Annotated in this window: 22 protein-coding genes and 2 tRNA genes; 9 read left to right on the top strand and 15 right to left on the bottom strand. The window is 64.3% G+C overall.

Translation table 11 applies throughout. The features are described from left to right. Both ACFP9U_RS17215 and ACFP9U_RS17210 read right to left on the bottom strand, forming a co-directional pair. The coding region (locus ACFP9U_RS17215) for a YcjX family protein (protein WP_378623342.1) at positions 1 to 1136 on the bottom strand (1136 nt) is incomplete at its 3' end. Between the two features lie 63 nt (positions 1137 to 1199). Continuing rightward, the gene (locus ACFP9U_RS17210; RefSeq protein ID WP_378623341.1) at positions 1200 to 1703 is read right to left on the bottom strand and encodes a SixA phosphatase family protein; all 504 of its coding nucleotides are present in this window, start codon (positions 1701 to 1703) and stop codon (positions 1200 to 1202) included. Positions 1704 to 1919: 216 nt separating this feature from the next. Here ACFP9U_RS17210 and dksA point away from each other — a divergent pair, with 216 nt between their 5' ends. Further along, the gene (dksA, locus tag ACFP9U_RS17205) at positions 1920 to 2336 is read left to right on the top strand and encodes an RNA polymerase-binding protein DksA (protein WP_378623339.1); all 417 of its coding nucleotides are present in this window, start codon (positions 1920 to 1922) and stop codon (positions 2334 to 2336) included. Between the two features lie 250 nt (positions 2337 to 2586). On the opposite strand, the gene ACFP9U_RS17200 is transcribed toward dksA, so the two are convergent. Genes ACFP9U_RS17200 through iolD form a run of 3 tightly spaced genes read right to left on the bottom strand, consistent with a single transcriptional unit; the run spans position 2587 to position 6161 of the window. After that, a complete protein-coding gene (locus tag ACFP9U_RS17200; protein ID WP_378623338.1) occupies positions 2587 to 3402 on the bottom strand; it encodes an SDR family oxidoreductase in 816 nt (271 codons plus the stop codon). A gap of 5 nt (positions 3403 to 3407) precedes the next feature. After that, complete coding sequence (gene iolE / locus ACFP9U_RS17195) at positions 3408 to 4307, bottom strand: myo-inosose-2 dehydratase (protein ID WP_378623335.1); 900 nt, start codon at positions 4305 to 4307, stop codon at positions 3408 to 3410. 3 nt (positions 4308 to 4310) lie between these two features. After that, the gene (gene iolD / locus ACFP9U_RS17190; protein WP_378623333.1) at positions 4311 to 6161 is read right to left on the bottom strand and encodes a 3D-(3,5/4)-trihydroxycyclohexane-1,2-dione acylhydrolase (decyclizing); all 1851 of its coding nucleotides are present in this window, start codon (positions 6159 to 6161) and stop codon (positions 4311 to 4313) included. A 106-nt stretch (positions 6162 to 6267) separates the two neighbouring features. On the opposite strand from iolD, the gene iolG reads away from it, so the two are divergent. The 4 genes from iolG (at position 6268) to ACFP9U_RS17170 (ending at position 9356) form a co-directional block, all read left to right on the top strand. After that, complete coding sequence (gene iolG, locus ACFP9U_RS17185) at positions 6268 to 7275, top strand: inositol 2-dehydrogenase (RefSeq protein ID WP_378623331.1); 1008 nt, start codon at positions 6268 to 6270, stop codon at positions 7273 to 7275. A gap of 63 nt (positions 7276 to 7338) precedes the next feature. After that, a complete protein-coding gene (locus ACFP9U_RS17180; RefSeq protein WP_378623330.1) occupies positions 7339 to 8154 on the top strand; it encodes an HpcH/HpaI aldolase family protein in 816 nt (271 codons plus the stop codon). After that, the gene (locus ACFP9U_RS17175) at positions 8154 to 9110 is read left to right on the top strand and encodes a hydroxyacid dehydrogenase (RefSeq protein ID WP_378623328.1); all 957 of its coding nucleotides are present in this window, start codon (positions 8154 to 8156) and stop codon (positions 9108 to 9110) included. Before ACFP9U_RS17180 ends, ACFP9U_RS17175 begins: the two co-directional genes overlap by 1 nt. 172 nt (positions 9111 to 9282) lie before the next feature. Then, positions 9283 to 9356: transfer RNA gene (locus tag ACFP9U_RS17170), tRNA-Cys, on the top strand. Positions 9357 to 9380: 24 nt separating this feature from the next. On the opposite strand, the gene ACFP9U_RS17165 is transcribed toward ACFP9U_RS17170, so the two are convergent. The 4 genes from ACFP9U_RS17165 to ACFP9U_RS17150 are packed head-to-tail and all read right to left on the bottom strand — an operon-like array spanning position 9381 to position 11561. Further along, entirely contained in the window at positions 9381 to 10598 is a 1218-nt protein-coding gene (locus tag ACFP9U_RS17165) for a site-specific integrase (protein WP_378623327.1), read from the bottom strand. After that, positions 10595 to 10858 carry a helix-turn-helix transcriptional regulator gene (locus ACFP9U_RS17160; RefSeq protein ID WP_378623325.1) on the bottom strand — a complete coding sequence of 88 codons (264 nt, stop codon included), beginning with the start codon at positions 10856 to 10858 and terminating at the stop codon, positions 10595 to 10597. The genes ACFP9U_RS17165 and ACFP9U_RS17160 overlap by 4 nt, the downstream gene beginning before the upstream one ends. Positions 10859 to 10860: 2 nt before the next feature. Further along, positions 10861 to 11277: a DUF4326 domain-containing protein gene (locus ACFP9U_RS17155; RefSeq protein ID WP_378623323.1), complete on the bottom strand. Its 417-nt coding sequence runs from the start codon at positions 11275 to 11277 to the stop codon at positions 10861 to 10863. Next, on the bottom strand, positions 11274 to 11561 hold the full coding sequence (locus ACFP9U_RS17150; RefSeq protein ID WP_378623322.1) for a hypothetical protein: 288 nt from the start codon (positions 11559 to 11561) through the stop codon (positions 11274 to 11276). The genes ACFP9U_RS17155 and ACFP9U_RS17150 overlap by 4 nt, the downstream gene beginning before the upstream one ends. A 192-nt stretch (positions 11562 to 11753) precedes the next feature. Between ACFP9U_RS17150 and ACFP9U_RS17145 the strand changes: the two genes are divergently transcribed. After that, positions 11754 to 11963, top strand: coding sequence for a hypothetical protein (locus ACFP9U_RS17145; protein ID WP_378623320.1), 210 nt, complete (start codon positions 11754 to 11756; stop codon positions 11961 to 11963). A 52-nt stretch (positions 11964 to 12015) separates the two neighbouring features. Here ACFP9U_RS17145 and ACFP9U_RS17140 read toward each other — a convergent pair whose 3' ends face one another. The 6 genes from ACFP9U_RS17140 to ACFP9U_RS17115 form a co-directional block, all read right to left on the bottom strand. Then, positions 12016 to 12273: a hypothetical protein gene (locus ACFP9U_RS17140; protein ID WP_378623318.1), complete on the bottom strand. Its 258-nt coding sequence runs from the start codon at positions 12271 to 12273 to the stop codon at positions 12016 to 12018. Next, complete coding sequence (locus tag ACFP9U_RS17135; RefSeq protein WP_378623317.1) at positions 12266 to 12529, bottom strand: hypothetical protein; 264 nt, start codon at positions 12527 to 12529, stop codon at positions 12266 to 12268. Before ACFP9U_RS17135 ends, ACFP9U_RS17140 begins: the two co-directional genes overlap by 8 nt. Beyond that, positions 12529 to 12666 (bottom strand): hypothetical protein, encoded by a 138-nt coding sequence (locus ACFP9U_RS17130; RefSeq protein ID WP_378623315.1) that lies wholly within the window; start codon positions 12664 to 12666, stop codon positions 12529 to 12531. The genes ACFP9U_RS17135 and ACFP9U_RS17130 overlap by 1 nt, the downstream gene beginning before the upstream one ends. Positions 12667 to 12668: 2 nt before the next feature. Beyond that, positions 12669 to 12917, bottom strand: coding sequence for a hypothetical protein (locus ACFP9U_RS17125; RefSeq protein ID WP_378623314.1), 249 nt, complete (start codon positions 12915 to 12917; stop codon positions 12669 to 12671). Between the two features lie 115 nt (positions 12918 to 13032). Further along, positions 13033 to 13446, bottom strand: a complete 414-nt coding sequence (locus tag ACFP9U_RS17120) for a hypothetical protein (protein WP_378623312.1) — start codon at positions 13444 to 13446, stop codon at positions 13033 to 13035. Between the two features lie 25 nt (positions 13447 to 13471). Continuing rightward, positions 13472 to 14125, bottom strand: coding sequence for a helix-turn-helix domain-containing protein (locus ACFP9U_RS17115; RefSeq protein ID WP_378623311.1), 654 nt, complete (start codon positions 14123 to 14125; stop codon positions 13472 to 13474). Between the two features lie 53 nt (positions 14126 to 14178). Here ACFP9U_RS17115 and ACFP9U_RS17110 point away from each other — a divergent pair, with 53 nt between their 5' ends. The 3 genes from ACFP9U_RS17110 to ACFP9U_RS17100 all read left to right on the top strand — a co-directional run. Beyond that, positions 14179 to 14481, top strand: a complete 303-nt coding sequence (locus tag ACFP9U_RS17110; RefSeq protein ID WP_378623308.1) for a helix-turn-helix transcriptional regulator — start codon at positions 14179 to 14181, stop codon at positions 14479 to 14481. 255 nt (positions 14482 to 14736) lie between these two features. Next, positions 14737 to 14811 (top strand) — tRNA-Met (locus ACFP9U_RS17105). A 223-nt stretch (positions 14812 to 15034) separates the two neighbouring features. Further along, the coding region (locus ACFP9U_RS17100) for a phage regulatory CII family protein (protein ID WP_378623306.1) at positions 15035 to 15454 on the top strand (420 nt) is incomplete at its 3' end.

Raw genomic sequence — 15454 nt, 5'->3', positions numbered from 1 at the left:
ATGGCGACGACGTCGACCGCGGCGCCGGAAAAATCGGCCCGGGCGATGGCGCGCTCGGCGAGCCGGCGGACGATCGCCTGGAGCCGGTCGTGGCTTTCATGGTGGATGTGATCGGCCTTGGTGGCGGCGATCAGGATCCGGTCGATCCGGCGGGCGACGAGATTGGTCAAAAGGCTCGTCCGCCCGGGGCGGAAGCAGGACAGGATCTCGGTGAGCGCACGCTCCAGATCGTTGACCGCCGCTGCGCCCGCATTGATCGCCTGCATCGCGTCGATGAGCACGATCTGCCGGTCGAGCCGGGCGATATGTTCGCGGAAGAAGGGCTTGACGACATGGGTCTTGTAGGCCTCGTAGCGGCGCTCCATCATGGCCTGCATGGAGCCGGGGCGGGGCCTGCCTTCCGCGAGCCTGCCGAGCGGCGCGAAGGTCAGCGCCGGCGAGCCCTCCAGGTCACCGGGCATCAGGAAGCGGCCGGGCGGCAGAGTGGAGAGGGCGAGGCCGTCTTCCTTGCAGGCTTTCAGATAGGTAGCGAAGCTTTCGAAAAGTCGCCGCGCCAGCACCTCGTCGGCATCCGCGTCCGGGTCGATGCCGGCGGCGAGGTCGCGCCAATCCTTGGAGATGTCGTGGCGCGGCTCCGATTTCGCCATGTCGACGGCTTCGCGGCTGAAGGTTTCGAAGCTCTTGCCGAGCAGCGGCAGGTCGAGCAGCCACTCTCCCGGATAGTCGACGATGTCGATGGACAGCCGACCGCGCGAGAACATGCGTCCCCAGGCCGAGGCCGATTCGTAATCCACCGTCAGCCGGAGCTCGGAAATGGCGCGGGTGGATTCGGGCCAGACGCGCCGGTCGACGAGATCGGCGATGTGGTCCTCGTACTGGAAGCGCGGCACCGCGTCGTCCGGCTGGTGCTCCAGATAGGCCTTGGCGATGCGGCCGGAGGCCTGCGCCTCGAACAGCGGCAGCCGCCCGCCATGGACAAGATTGTGCACCAGCGCCGAGATGAAGACCGTCTTGCCGGCTCGCGAGAGCCCCGTCACGCCGAGCCTGAGCGACGGTGACCAGAGGCCCGTTGCCCGGTCGGCGACGGTATCGAGGGCGATGCGGGCCTCGTCGGCCAGATTGGTCAGCGATGGCAAGGGCTTTCCTCGAATCGTTGCAGTCCGGATATAAGCAAGGGGAGGTGGCGATGAAATGGCCGTTCACCCACCCGGCGGGACGAAGGCGGAAAGCCTGCCCTTGCCCGGCGCGATTTCCGAGAACGGTTCGGCGAACTCGATCACCGCCAGGCTGCCGGCGGCGAAGCCGCGCCCGGCAGCCGCCATGGCTTCGGGCGTGCCGCTGTCCGCCAGAAGATGGCAGAGGTGCTGCATCGTCGGATTGTGGCCCACCACCAAAAGTGGCCCGGGCGTCGGTATCGCTGCGATCAGAGCCAGGCATTCCGCCGTGTCGCCCTGGTAGAGCTCGGGCACATGCAGCGTCTCGATATCGGCGGCGAGTTCGCCCGACAGCACGTGCCAGCTTTCGCGGGCGCGCGCCGCGCTCGAGCACAGGACGAAGGCCGGCACGAGGCCGGCCATACGCATGTGCCGGCCGAGGCGCGCCGCATCTTCGCGTCCGCGCAGGGTCAACGGGCGGTCGAAATCCCCCGTTCCCGGTCTGGTCCAGGCGGCCTCCGCGTGCCGCAACAGATAGAGCCGGTGCAAGGCGCTCCCTCCTTTGGTGCGACCAGATTCCACCGGCCTTCCGGCGACCGATCTTACGTGTTTGCCGGTAGCGCGCAACGTGACGGCGGCTTCGCCATCCTGGCGCCGAGAAAATTTGCGGCGATTTTGACATTTGCGTTATCGCACCACTGATTGTGCTTGTCCCCGCCGCGCTGCCCGAATATATAGGCGCCGCTGGTAAACAGTGGGGTTACCATGACCGATCTCGTCGATTCCGACTACGTGCCTTCCGAAGACGAGCCCTTCATGAATGAGCGCCAGCGCGCTTACTTCCGAAGCAAGTTGATCAAGTGGAAGAACGACATTCTGAAAGAGGCGCGTGAAACACTCGAGGTGCTTCAGCGCGAGAATGCAAACCATCCCGACCTGGCCGACCGGGCATCCTCGGAGACCGACCGGGCCATCGAGTTGCGCGCCCGTGACCGCCAGCGCAAGCTGATCGCCAAGATCGACGCCGCGCTGCAGCGCCTGGACGAGGGCACCTATGGCTACTGCGAGGAAACGGGCGACCCGATCTCCCTCAAGCGGCTCAACGCCCGTCCGATCGCCACACTCTCCATCGAGGCCCAGGAACGCCACGAGCGGCGCGAGAAGGTCTACCGCGACGACTAGGAGCAATTCCAGGAAAAGTGGAAGCCGGTTTTCCGTCCGGAATTGCGTTGAATCAAGTGGTTAGATCAGCTCACCGTTTCCATGAAACAGTGAACTGATCTAAGGCAGAGGCTTCGGCGGCAGCGACGCGCGATATGCCGGAGGGGGCCGGCACTATCGTATCTTTATCGCATGCCGTATCTGGAGCGGCTTACTATCAGACAGTCCACTACAGGCCAGAAGGGCGCGAAGAAGCCTGGTGCTGGCGCCTTCAGAGCGTCATCGCCTTTTCCGGCACCGGCATGCTGCCGGATGCGGCACCCCAGACCGTCTGGTCGTAATTCACCACCGCGCCGGTCATCAGCCCGGAATCGTCAGAGACCAGGAAGTTGACCGCCCGGGCGGCCTCTTCCGGATGGACGAGCCGGCCGAAGGGGAGCGCTGCCGTGGCCTTCCGCTCCCAATCCGGGTCGCCGGTCTCGGCTGCCTGGAGCGCACGCTCGTTGTCGCTCGACATCCAGCCGACATTGAGCTGGTTTACCCGAATCCGGTTCTTCATCACCGAGAACGCCGTGTTGCGCGTCAGCGTCGCGAGCGCGCCCTTAGTGGCGCAATAGGCGCTGATGTGCGGCTGGCCCGCATGCGCAGACGTCGAGCCGATATTGACGATGGCGCCCTCGATGCCGTCGCGGATCATGCGCCGGATCGCCTCCTGCATCAGGAAGTAGGGCCCGCGCACATTGACGGCGAACAGCATGTCGAACAATGCCGGCGAGGTGTCGAGAATGGTGCCGCGGTCGGTGCGCGCACCGGCATTCACCAGCACATGGATGCGGCCGAATATCCGCTCGGCCTCCGCCATGAGCCGGCGGCAGTCCTCGACGTCGCCGAGGTCGGCGCGCACGAAATGCGCCGTCACGCCGGTGTCGCCGGTGATCGCCTCGGCAACGGCACGGCCCTTTGCTTCGTTGCGACCCGTTGTCACAAGGCCGGCGGCGCCCGCCGCCGCCAGACATCTTGCGACGGCCGCCCCGAGCCCCTGTGTGGAGCCCGTGACGACGCATACCTTTCCGTCCATCCGGTTCATGTCCTTCACTCCTCCACCGTGTAGTCCGCTGCGGCCATGAGGCGCAGAAGCTCGGCATGGCCGATCTCGGCCATTTTCAGCGGCGGGGCCTTGGCAGGATCCTGCTCCGCCTCGATGACGAACCAGCCCTCGTAGCCGTAAGATGCAAGCCGTTTCGTGATCGCCTCGAAATCGAGCGTGCCGTCGCCGGGGACGGTGAATGCGCCCTTGAGCACCGCATCCAGGAAGCTTTCGCGCGTGCGGTCGATCCCGTCCACCACCTCCCGGCGGACGTCCTTCATGTGCACGTGGGAGATGCGCGCGTGGTGCTTATCGATGACGCGCAGCACGTCGCCGCCGGCGAAGGCCATGTGGCCGGCGTCATAGAGAAGGGGCAGTGCTTCGCCGGAGTTCGTCATCAGGAGGTCTAGATCCTCCTCGGTCTCGATGGGTGCGGCCATGTGATGGTGATAGGCGATCGGCATGCCCTGTTCGGCGCACCACTCGGCGAAGGCGGTCATCTTCCGGCCGTAGATCTTGATGTCCTCTTCGCTCAGCCGCCGGCGCGTGGCGAGCGGGGCGTCGCGCTTGCCCTGGATCGTGCCGGCCGTTTCGCCATAGACGAGACAGGGTGCGCCCAGCGCCTTGAAGAGCGCCATCTGCTCGGCCACCCGGTGCTTTTCTTCCTCGACCTCGCCGTCGAGCAGACGACCGGAATACCAGCCGCCGCAGAGCTTCAACCCATGGCTCTCGAGAAGGGGACCGAGGACGGCCGGATCCTTGGGAAATTTGCCGCCCGTCTCGATGCCGCTGAAGCCAGCCCGCCGCGCTTCGGACAGGCAGGTTTCCAGCGGGGTTTCGCCGCCCAGTTCCGGCAGGTCGTCGTTGGACCAGGCGATGGGGGCGATGCCGAGTTTGGCCTTCATGCGCTATATTCCGACGCGCTGCTTGCCGCGGATTTCGACCTGTTGAGCGCGGGCCTCCTGCACGGACTGGCTGGTGGAGACCTCGGGTACGCCCACATCCCAGTCAGCGTCACCCGGCACCCAGTGATAGGCGTCGGTGACGATAGTGACGACGGTGGTGCGGTCGGTGGTCTGTGCCCATTTCATGGCCGCGTCGAGATCGGCGAGGCTCTCGCAGTGGCGCGTCAGCGCCCCCATGGATTCTGCGTGCTTGGCGAAATCCACGGCGAACGGCTCCCGCACGCGGCAATCCTTGATGAGGTTGTTGAAGCCCGGCACGCCCTTGAAGTTCTGCAACCGGTTGATGACGGCGAAACCGCCATTGTCGCAGACGACGATGATCATCTTATGCCCGGTCAGCACCGAGGAATAGATGTCCGAGTTCATCATCAGATAGCTGCCGTCGCCGATCATGACGATGGGCGTGCCGTCGCCCTCCTTGGCCATGGCATGGCCCCAGCCGGCGGGGATCTCGTAACCCATGCAGGAGTAGCCGAACTCGCAGTCGAAGGTGTTGGGGTTCTTCACCCGCCACCCCTTGGTGACTTCGCCGGGCAGGCCACCGGCGGCGGCAACCAGCGTGTCGTTCGGCCCCGCATGCGCATTCACCGCGGCCACGACCTGCGCATAGGTGGGGACCGGCGCATTGGTCGGCGCCTGGTGCTGATCGAGAAGTGCGTTCCATTCGGCAAAGAGCGCGCGGGTCTTCTCCATCCATGAAGCCGGCGCTTTCCACGCGCCCAGTGCGTCGTTCAATTCGTTCACCGTCTCCAGCGCGTCGCCGACGACGGCCAGAGCCCGGTGCTTGGTCGCGTCCCAGCGTGCCGTGTTGATCGAGATGAACGTGGCCCCGGGGCTGAACGCCGTCCAGGAGCCGGTGGTGAAGTCCTGAAGTCGGGTGCCGATGGCAATCACCACGTCGGCTTCGGCCGCGAGCGCATTGGCGGACGTCGAGCCGATGATTCCGATCGGACCGGCATGGACCGGGTGATCGTGGGTGAGGGCGCCCTTGCCCGCGATGGTCTCCACGACCGGTATGCCGCGCTCTTCGGCAAAGGCGGCGACCGTCTCCTCGGCGAGCGAATAACGCACGCCGCCGCCCGAGACGATCAGCGGCTTCTTCGCCGTCCGCAGGAGTTCCGCCGCCTCGGCGAGCCGCTTGCGGTCGGGGCGGGGGCGGGGGATGGACCACACGGTCGGCCGGAAGAAAGCTTCCGGGTAGTCGTAGGCCACCTCCTGCGTGTCCTGGCACAGCGCCAGGAAAGCCGGGCCGCAATCGGCCGGGTCGAGCATCGTTGCTACCGCTTGGGGGAGCGACGAGATGATCTGCTCGGGGTGGGTAATGCGGTCCCAATAGCGCGAAACCGCCCTGAAGGCGTCGTTCACGGTCGTTGTCGGGTTGCCGAAATGCTCCACCTGCTGCAGCACCGGGTCCGGCACGCGGTTGGCGAAGGTGTCGCCGGAAAGCAGGAGCACCGGCAGCCGGTTGGAATGCGCCACGGCGGCGGCGGTGACCATGTTGGTCGCGCCTGGACCGATGGAGGAGGCAGCCACCATGATCTGCCGCCGCTTCTTCGCCTTGGCGTAGGCGATCGCCGCCAGCGCCATGGATTGCTCGTTCTGGCCGCGCCAGGTGGGAAGCTGGTCCTGAGCGCTCTCCAGCGCCTCGGACAGGCATGTCACGTTCCCATGGCCGAAAATGGCAAAGACCCCGGCAAAGAGCGGCACGCGCTCGCCGCCGATCTCGGTGAACTGGTTGCACAGATAGCGCACGAGCGCCTGTGCCATCGTCAGGCGGACCGTCGGCATGCTCATTGCGTCTCCTCCCGGAATGATCTGCCGCTGCGATTATTACGGAATACGTATTGACAATTCAACATCCTTGCAATGAAATTTGCTAACTCGTTCTGGGAGGGTCGTGATGCTGACCATCGCCGTTCTCGGCTGCGGACGGATCGGCCGTATGCATGCGGCCAACGTGGCCGCACATCCGCGCACGACGCTGGCGATGGTCTACGACATCCATCGCCCGTCGGCTGAGGATGTCGCCGGCCGCCACGGCGTCTCGGCAGCCGAAAACGCGGAGGCGGTGTTCGCCTCGGACAAGGTGGACGCGGTGCTCGTCGCCACGGCCACCGAGACCCACGCCGATTACATCGAGAAGGCGGTCGCGGCGGGCAAGCCGGTGCTTTGCGAGAAGCCGATCGACCTCGATCTGGCGCGGGTAAACCGTTGCGCCGAGGTGGTGCGCGCCAGCTCGGTGCCCGTGCAGATCGGCTTCAACCGGCGCTTCGACCCCGGCCACAGTGCTGCCCGCGCAGCCGCCCATTCCGGTGACATCGGTGATTTGCACCAGGTCGTCATCACCTCGCGCGACCCGGGAATGCCGCCGCGCGCCTACTACGAGGCGGCCGGCGGGCTGTTCCGCGATATGACGATCCATGATTTCGACCTGGCGCGGTTCATGCTGGGAGCGGAACCGGAGGAGGTGTTCGCCGTTGGCGGCCGCCTCATCGACCCGGCCCTGATGAACGAACTCGACGATTTCGATACGGCGATGATCGTGATGCGCACGGCCGATGGCCGGCAGTGCCATATCAACAACTCGCGCACCGCAACCTATGGCTACGACCAGCGCGTGGAACTGCTCGGCAGCAAGGGCATGCTGATCAGCGGCAACCGCAGGCCGCACGAACTGACCCGTTATTCGGCGATGGGAGCGGGAGGGGGCGAGCCGTATCTCGATTTCTTCATAGAGCGTTATCAGGAGGCCTTCAATGCCGAGATCAGCGCCTTTGTCGATTGCATTGAAAAGGGCGAGGAACCGGCGGTGCGTTTTGAGGACGGGCGGCGTGCGCTGATCCTGGCCGAAGCCGCGATGCGTTCGGCTGCGGAAGGCCGGATGGTCAACGTCGGCGAAGTCACGTAGCGCCATGTCGACGACCGTTCCGGCACCAAGTTTGCGCAAGTCGTCACCTGAGGAGGGGCCGGTGTGATCAGAAACAGACTCAAGCAGATCTGGGCGGAGGACAGGCCGGCGATCAATGGGTGGCTTTCGATCGGCAATCCTTTCGTCGCCGAGATCATGGCGGCCCAGGGCTATGACAGCATCTGCATCGATGCCCAGCACGGCGCGCTCGATTATTCCATGGTGCTGCCCATGTTTCAGGCCATGCGCGCGTCCGGGGTGGTGCCGCTGGCGCGTGTGCCCTGGCTCGAGCCGGGCATCGTCATGAAGGTGCTCGATGCCGGCGCCTATGGCGTGATCTGCCCGATGATCAATACGCCCGAACAGGCCGCGGAGTTTGCCGGCTATGTGCGTTATCCTCCGGCGGGCCAGCGCAGTTTCGGCCCCACGAGGGCGAGTTACGCGTCCGGGTCCGACTATGCTGCCGAGGCCAATGACGAGATCCTGGCCTTCGCCATGGTGGAGACGGCCGAGGCGATGCGCAATCTCGATGCGATCGCCGCCACGCCGGGGATCGACGGCATCTATGTCGGGCCCGCAGACCTCACGCTGAGTCTGACCGATGGACGGTTGGCACCGGGGTTCGACCGGGAGGAACAGGAGATCGTCGGAGCGCTGCACCGGATCGTGGCGGTCTGCAAGGCGGCCGGCAAGCGCGCGGTGTTGCATTGCGGCACGCCCGAATATGCCGCCCGTGCGATCGGCTGGGGCTACGACATGGTGACGGTCTCGGGCGATACGCGGCTGCTGGCGGGCGCTGCCCGTGCCAGCGTGTCCCGTTTCCGCGCGTTGACCGGAGAGCAGGCAGGCAAGAGCGCGGCGGAGAAGGGTGGTTCCTGATGCCGCACGTGCTGGTGGCGGGCAAGCTGCACCCCAGTGGCCTGGCGCTCCTGGAGGCGGCGCCGGACGTCACCTATGATTACGTGGAGGAGGTGTCCGAGGCGAGCTTCGCACCGCTGATCGGGGCAGCGGAGGGTTTGATCCTGCGCACCCAACCCTTGTCGGCCGCCACGATCGCGCGCGCCGGCAAGCTCAGGATCGTCTCCCGCCATGGCGTTGGCTACGATGCCGTCGATCTGCCCGCGCTCGAGGAGCGCGACATCACCTTGACGGTGGTCGGCGATGTCAATTCCCTCGCGGTGGCCGAGCACGCCATGATGCTGCTGCTCGCCACCGCCAAGAGGGCTGTCCGGGCCGACCGGGCAGTGCGCGCCGGGGACTGGCGCTGGCGCGACCGCCTGCAAGCCCGCGAGCTCGCCGGGAAACGGCTTCTGATCCTGGGCTACGGCCGTATCGGGCGTCATCTGGCGCGCCTGGCGCGCGCTTTCGGCATGGAGGTCGCCGCCTACGATCCGTTCGTCGGCGAGGACGGCTGGACGGGGGACGGTGTGACACCGGTTCGCACACTGAAACCGGGTCTCGCCTGGGCCGACATGATCTCGGTGAACGTCCCCAAGGGAGAGCACCCCCTTCTCGGCGGGGAGGAATTCGCCTGGATGAGGCCGGGCGCCATTCTCGTCAACACCGCGCGCGGCGGCGTGGTGGACGAACAGGCCCTGGCGACCGCGCTCGAATCGGGGCAGCTGGCCGGCGCCGGGCTCGACGTGTTCGAGGACGAGCCGCCGCCGACCGACCATCCGCTGATGGGATTCGATCAGGTCGTCCTGTCGCCCCACATCGCCGGACTGACTGCCGAATGCAGCCAGCGCATGGCCGTCGCCGCGGTCGAAAACGTGCTCGACTTTTTCGAGGGCAGGGTGGACCCCGATCTCGTGGTGAGCCCACGGAACGCGTGAGGCCGTCGTCTCCTCGTAGAGCGGGCCATGACTAACCGGCTTGTGGCGCCCGGCGGCGGGGCTTCCCATATGCGGGGCGCGTGGCATTGGGAAAACTGTCTGGAGAGCGCCTTCGGTGCTTGACGCCCACCAGCGCGCAACATATTGAACACGTCATTGCCCGGCCGGGCATGGCCTCGTGGCGGAGTGGTTACGCAGAGGACTGCAAATCCTTGCACCCCGGTTCGATTCCGGGCGAGGCCTCCATTCCCGGGCTGAGGCGCCATTACCTTATTGAATTTTCTGGATTTTCTTTTCAGGTGTGGCAGCGGAATCGCCACCCCCTTCCTCAGGGTGTGGCAGTATGTTCCCGATTTCGCCCCAGTCGATGCGGGTGACGGCCTGGCGGGCGAGTTTGGCTTGGCGCTTCTTGGCCGTGTAGATCCGCGACGTCTTTCCGTCCTTCCAGCCGAACAGTCCATCCAGCATAGAGTCGGTTGCCTCGGCCTCGGCGAGAGTGGTGGCCAGCCCTTTGCGGACGGAGTGTGCCGTGCAGTGTTCCAGCCCGGCTTGGCTGAACCATTTGGAGACGCGCTGAGAGAGGCCCTTGATCGAGAAAGGGCGCCCGTGGTCGCTGATCAGGTAGGCTAGGCCGCGGGTCGGATGCATGGCGAGGACGGCATCCAGAACCGGATGGACCGGGATCTCGAGTATGACCGGATGGTGGTTCCGGTTCTTGAAGACGCGAATGACCAGCGTGTCGCCGCGGCGATGTTGCGGGCCGATCTGGGCAAGGTCCGAAACGCGCATGCCCGTGTACATGAGGATGACGAGTGCGAGGACCGCCTTGGAGCGGGTGCCGTGATGCTCGACGAACTTCTTGATCTCCTCGTCGCGGATCGTGTGATGGCCGTCCGTCCTCCTGCGAAAGGCGTTCACAAGCTTGGCCGTGTTCACCCCCATGATCTTCTGCGGCTTGCCATTTCGTCCCGAGTGGGTGGTCTCGAAGATCTGGCGCAGCACTTTGAGTCGCTCGTCGGCGGCAAAGGGGGTTGCCGCCTTGCGGTCACGCAGGACCTGAATGTTCGACACGTCCAGAGCTGCAAGCGGCATGTTTGCAAAGACGCGCTGGCCGCCCGGCTTAAGCGGCTCCAGGAGCATCGAATCGATGATCGCGCGACGCTTGGCCTGGGTGGTCTTGTCGAGCCGGCGGAACGCATCCGATGCCAGGTAGGCGGTGCAAAGCCAGCGGAACGTGCCCGGTTGCGGCCTGCCTTTCAGATCGTCCTTCTTTTCATCGTCTGGCAGCGCGCCGGCCTCGACCATGTTGCGCTTCTTCCAGTATTCGACGGCGAAGGCCTCGCTCTCCGGATCGTCCGGAAGGCGGCCGTAGCGTTTGCCCTGGAAGCGAAAGAAATAGCGCATGCGGCCGTGGCGCGAGCGGTTCTTCTCGATATAGGGCAGGTCGATCGTCGCCACGTCCTCGTCCAAGGCCTCGCGCAAGGTCACGCCTCGGCCCTCCATTCGTTGAGGTCCGGGGCGCCTTCGTCTTCTTCCGGCAGATCAGTAGGCCACTCGGCGAGCGCGGCGTCAATCTCGGCCACGCGCCATAGCTTCGTCCGGTTCCAGACGCGCGGCCGGGGCAGGCGTCCTTCCTCCACCATTTTCAGGACGGTGTTCGGGCTGACACCCAGCGAGAGCGCGACGTCATTGATACGCATGCCGATGCGCGGGACGGGACGATCGATGACGGGATGCGGCGCCTTCACCCTCAGGCCTCCTCGCAGCGCGGCCCGTTCGCCAGCTCGAGGAGCACGTCGGCGTGGCAGGGCTCGCCGGGCTTGCACCAGCACGCCAGGTTCTTGCCGCGGAGCTGATGGGATACCTCTTCGACGCTGTGGGCACCGAAGGAGTGATATTTGTCGCCGCGCTCCTCCGGTGTAAGCCGGGTGAAGGGCACCGTCACGAACCTGAGTTCGATTCCTCGGCGATAAAGCTCGACCGCTCGCTCCTGCGACATCCAATTTCCGATCGGCCGAAAGGGGTCGGGAGCACCAACGGCGTACGGGTTGCCCCACCTCGAGGGTCGCGCGACGTTGACGGCTGGAAGCCCGTTCGCGCCTTGAGAGTGCGCCTGGAGATCAAAGCCCTTCTTGCGCGAGAGTTGGAGGCGGACTGGTCGGATCAAAGCAGCCTCCCTTCGACCTTCTGCCTGGCTGCGCAGTCGGGGCAGGTGTGGGTGTAGGGCTGGGTGCGGTCGCTTTCCTTACGCGCCAGGCGAGGCTCATCGCCGAACAGCTCGGCCGTGTCGGGATCGTGGCTCAGGTCGGCCTTGATCTTGCGGATGATCCAGCCGGCCGTCTTGGCGTCGGCGATCATCACCGCGAAATCCTCGTCGGCATAGGTGTTGGGGTAGCATGCCGCGCAGCTGTCGCAGCAGACCTGGTTCTTGGCTTCTTGGCGCTCGATCACGGGTTCCTCCGGTCGAGGCCGCAGGCATTCAGGGGGAGGAAAGGGAGAATGTAGCCGCCGCGCTGGGAGCGGTGCAGAGGCGCCCGGTCCAACGGTTCGACATACTTCTTTTGGAAGAATCCAATTGACTTTAGTGAATTATTAACGTTTGAAACAATTCGCTTATCCAAACACAATCGGAGTGGGGAAATCATGCTGCTGATCGAGCGGTTCAGCACGAGCGGTCTTGCGCATTCGTATGTCGACGGTCTCGCGGCTGAGGGAATTAAGGCGCGCGTTCTGTTTCGCCCGCGCAGGGGGCACAATCTCACGCCGTTCCTGGTGGAGCGCATTGCGCCGAACAAGGGCAGGAACGTCGGCCGAGAGCCCAGCAGGGACCTTGCCGACATGCAGGCGGACTGAAGGCCGGGCTCAGGCAGATTGCCCTGGCGGCGGGGCTTTGTCGCCGGCGGCGTCATTCACCTTCTTCCAGCACGCGCGCAACCGTCTCGAGGACCTGCTGATTATCCAGGGTCACTTTCTCGCCGGCGGCGTTCGAGTCGATCGCCTCCTGTGTGAGGCGGATGGCGGCAATGAGCATCTCGAGAGCCTGGGGACCGGTGGTCATGTCCATGGCTTCGCGCCTGGTTCCCTCAATCAGCTCGACGGTAGCACATGAAGCGGCACCAGCGGCGGCCAGCAGTTTGTTGCGGGTGATTGAGAACTCAAGCATGGCTTCCTCCCAGAGCGACCAGGCGCCAGATCGCGATGGCCGTGGCGGCGAGTATACAGCTGATGAGGATCCATTCGGCCAGCGCCAGGCGGCGGGGTTTCGCCTCGCCGGCGCAGGCCTGGGTGCAGTCGCATTCCGGGAAGTTGGGGCGGCGGGCGACGTGGTTCTCCGGCACGCCGTTTTCGCCCGGCCAGCGGCACCGTGCCGGTGCGCCGTGCTGGACGATCAGGGCGGTATTTCCCAGCCGGCAGCGCATCAGACCCACCCCGCAAGGAAGAGGGTGGTGCCGATTATGAAATACATGGTGGCGATGCCGGCGAGGACATCGGCAATCGCGTCGCCTTCCTCGGGCACGGCCGGCGCGAGTTCGTGGATCTCGAAAACGGGGGCCATGATCAGGCCGCCTCGTTCTCGGCACCTTGGCCGCGGAGCCGGAGCCGGGCTGCGTCGCGTGCGCTGCGCCAGTGTGCCTCGATCTCGCCTTCCGTCAGTTTGGTAACTTCGCCGAGAGCCTCTGCCGTGACGGTGCGCCCTTGCTCGGACAGTTCGATCATCGCCGTGGCGATGATCTCTTTCGGATCGGTCTCGGTGAGCGGGAAGGAAGACGGAATGGCAGGAGTGGCCTGCTGCTCAATGCGGATCATGTTATCGCTCCAGTCTCTAAGATGGAGCGGATATTATGCGCAAACGGATAATTGTCAATTTGAAAAATGCGCAGACGCATAATCCGCGCCTGCGCATGCTCGCTGCCTGAGGCTCCTAGTTGTCGACCGGCGTATCTGAACGTTCGGACGCTAACAGTCCCATTGATTCGCAAGCGTAGCGAACTTCGTATTGTGGTTCCACAATTAGGGCGATGTCCCGAATCTGACACTTGCGGCCCGTCGAGGTAAGATACTCCTCGGCTGCATCACGATATAGGACTTCTGCAGAGTTCGACTGAATGGCACCGAATGTGGCTCCTTTGACGAGACCGCCTCCAAGCGCTGCTCCAATTGAGGCGGTGATCATAAGCCTGTCTTCATCCGGCTTATCGAATATTCGATAGGTATTGCCTGCCTCATTCTGAAAGGCTTTGATCGGCACATTACTATAGTGCTGCATCGCATAATTCATGCCTGCGCAACCGGTCAGGGCGGCTACAAGGGCCGCGGCAAGTATCGCCTTTTTCATCGGTTCGTACCCCCAAGAATGCCCACTATGGAGACTTGAGCAACTGCCCCTGAATACCTCCTCGGCGCTCAATTCGTCGACTTTCCCTGCGAATTGCAGATGCGGGAAAGAATGTGAAAATCTCCCCAATCCAGGTGAGTTCAACGTCCTGGATCGGTTGAGCGTTCCAGGAAAGGAGGCTAACTCGGCCGTCTTCGCCCTTAATGATGGTCTTTACAAAGCGCCGACCGTCTATCGTTCTCACGACGGCCCGCTCGCCATAGAAACTCTCCAGCGGTCGCCTTTGTTCGCGGAAGACGATGATGACCATTCCGTCTTCGAACATCGGGAGCATCGAATCGCCCCGGACCATGAAAGCGATCATGTCATCGGGAAGCTGAAAAGGCACGTGGACCTGTTCGAGGCCCTCCGGTGGGACCTGTTCAAAGTCAGGTTCAACCTCGGCGCCTGCGCCAACGTAACCCATCAACGGCACGGTGAAGGTTGAAGTTTCTCGTGGTGCATGGGCGACTACCTGATCAAACAGTTCATTGATTGCATCGCGACGATGGCCTTCGGGCTCCGAGCCTGAGAGCCATCGGTTTACGGTGGATTGAGAGACCTTCAAGACTTCAGCGAGCTTTTGCTGCTTCCATCCTGTAGCCGTCATTATGGCGCGGATCTTCTGGTCGATCGTCATGGCGAGCACGCTAAAAGGTCCGATGGGGAAAGAAAAATCCGCATGCGCATAAAATGCGCTTGAAAACTATGCGTTTGCGCATAATATGCGCTCCTATGAACGCGCTTCGGCACATCAGGAAGAACGTATTCGGAGTCACCCAGGCTGAGTTCGCAGCCTTGGTTGGTGTCACCCAAGCGACCGTCTCTCGCTGGGAGAATGGGATATCCTTGGATCTGACTGACATGCAGGCCATCAGACGTGCTGCATCGGTTCGCGACCTCCCGTGGGAGGACGCTTGGTTCTTCGAAATCCCGGAAGCCGGTGAATGTCGCTCGGCGCTCGCTCGCCCGGAAGTAAAGGAGCCGGCCGAATGAAGACGCTCTCCAGCAACTCCCAAGACTGCATCTCTGCCTCCTCCCTTGGAGATGCGGCCGCTGCCGCGCCTTCCGCTTCCCGCCCCATTCCGGCGGAAGGCGCGGCCTTTTCCTTTTCCGCGCCGCCGGCGCTTTCCGAGCAGGCATTGACGCTGCTCGCCGTCGTTGCGGCGCATGACCGGATCCGCCCTGCCGAGGTCCTCACCCGCGCCATTTGCGCCCGGGCGGAGGCGATCGGAATTGCCAACCTGACATTGCAGGGTGGGGAAGTGGCATCCCGCTTGGCTCATAACCAAGGGGTCGCCCGTTCGAATCGGGCCCCTGCAACCAGCCATAACCCTGAGAGCGAGAAGGGCCCGGAGGGCGCGCCTGGCAAGGGCGTCCTCCGGGTGCCGCCCGTTCCGCCGTAGGCTGATGATTTCGCGGGTCTCGTTCTTTGTTTCCATGCCCGCACTTTGAACAACCGAACCCTTTCCCGCCACGGGAAACGCCGCCTGGTTTTCCCGGCGCGGGAACGCTTTTGATCGTCCTTCGACAGGCTCAGGAGGGCCCCATGGTTCCGAACGCCAATGCCCATTTCTTCCGCATCAAGGCCGCGCAGCGCGACCTGATCGCCGCCGCTGGTGGCATCGAGCGGGCGGCGGAGGTCGCCGGCTTTTCCAAATCGCAGGTGGGCCGCTGGAACCATGCCGACAGCCCGGACCTGATGCCCGTCGACGCGGCCCTTCGCCTGGAGGAAGAGACCGGGCGCTACGACTTCACCAGCGCGATCGCCGCGGCGCGCGGGCGCAAGCTGGCCGACACGACGCTCGAGGCGATCGAGGCCGGCGACATCATGGCCCGCTTCTCGGACGTGATGCGCCAGGTGGGCGATCTTTCGTCCGCCGCGGCTGTCGCTTTCGCAGACGGCAAGATCACACCGGCCGAGGCCACCAACATGATCGACAAGCCGACGGCGCTGCTGGTGCAGGCC

This window comes from Nitratireductor sp. GCM10026969 (assembly GCF_042660605.1).
Lineage (GTDB): Bacteria > Pseudomonadota > Alphaproteobacteria > Rhizobiales > Rhizobiaceae > Chelativorans.
Note: the sequence above shows the minus strand (reverse complement) of the source record. Positions and strands in the feature narration are given on the sequence as shown.

Bases quoted from the DNA above. Each gene is read 5' to 3' on its own strand.
- iolG (WP_378623331.1), top strand. From the start codon at position 6,268: ATGCTGACCATCGCCGTTCTCGGCTGCGGACGGATCGGCCGTATGCAT.
- ACFP9U_RS17140 (WP_378623318.1), bottom strand. From the start codon at position 12,273: ATGCTTGAGTTCTCAATCACCCGCAACAAACTGCTGGCCGCCGCTGGT.
- iolE (WP_378623335.1), bottom strand. From the start codon at position 4,307: ATGAAGGCCAAACTCGGCATCGCCCCCATCGCCTGGTCCAACGACGAC.
- ACFP9U_RS17130 (WP_378623315.1), bottom strand. From the start codon at position 12,666: ATGGCCCCCGTTTTCGAGATCCACGAACTCGCGCCGGCCGTGCCCGAG.
- ACFP9U_RS17145 (WP_378623320.1), top strand. From the start codon at position 11,754: ATGCTGCTGATCGAGCGGTTCAGCACGAGCGGTCTTGCGCATTCGTAT.
- ACFP9U_RS17135 (WP_378623317.1), bottom strand. From the start codon at position 12,529: ATGCGCTGCCGGCTGGGAAATACCGCCCTGATCGTCCAGCACGGCGCA.
- iolD (WP_378623333.1), bottom strand. From the start codon at position 6,161: ATGAGCATGCCGACGGTCCGCCTGACGATGGCACAGGCGCTCGTGCGC.
- ACFP9U_RS17200 (WP_378623338.1), bottom strand. From the start codon at position 3,402: ATGAACCGGATGGACGGAAAGGTATGCGTCGTCACGGGCTCCACACAG.
- ACFP9U_RS17125 (WP_378623314.1), bottom strand. From the start codon at position 12,917: ATGATCCGCATTGAGCAGCAGGCCACTCCTGCCATTCCGTCTTCCTTC.
- ACFP9U_RS17120 (WP_378623312.1), bottom strand. From the start codon at position 13,446: ATGAAAAAGGCGATACTTGCCGCGGCCCTTGTAGCCGCCCTGACCGGT.
- ACFP9U_RS17115 (WP_378623311.1), bottom strand. From the start codon at position 14,125: ATGACGATCGACCAGAAGATCCGCGCCATAATGACGGCTACAGGATGG.
- ACFP9U_RS17110 (WP_378623308.1), top strand. From the start codon at position 14,179: ATGCGCTTGAAAACTATGCGTTTGCGCATAATATGCGCTCCTATGAAC.
- dksA (WP_378623339.1), top strand. From the start codon at position 1,920: ATGACCGATCTCGTCGATTCCGACTACGTGCCTTCCGAAGACGAGCCC.
- ACFP9U_RS17175 (WP_378623328.1), top strand. From the start codon at position 8,154: ATGCCGCACGTGCTGGTGGCGGGCAAGCTGCACCCCAGTGGCCTGGCG.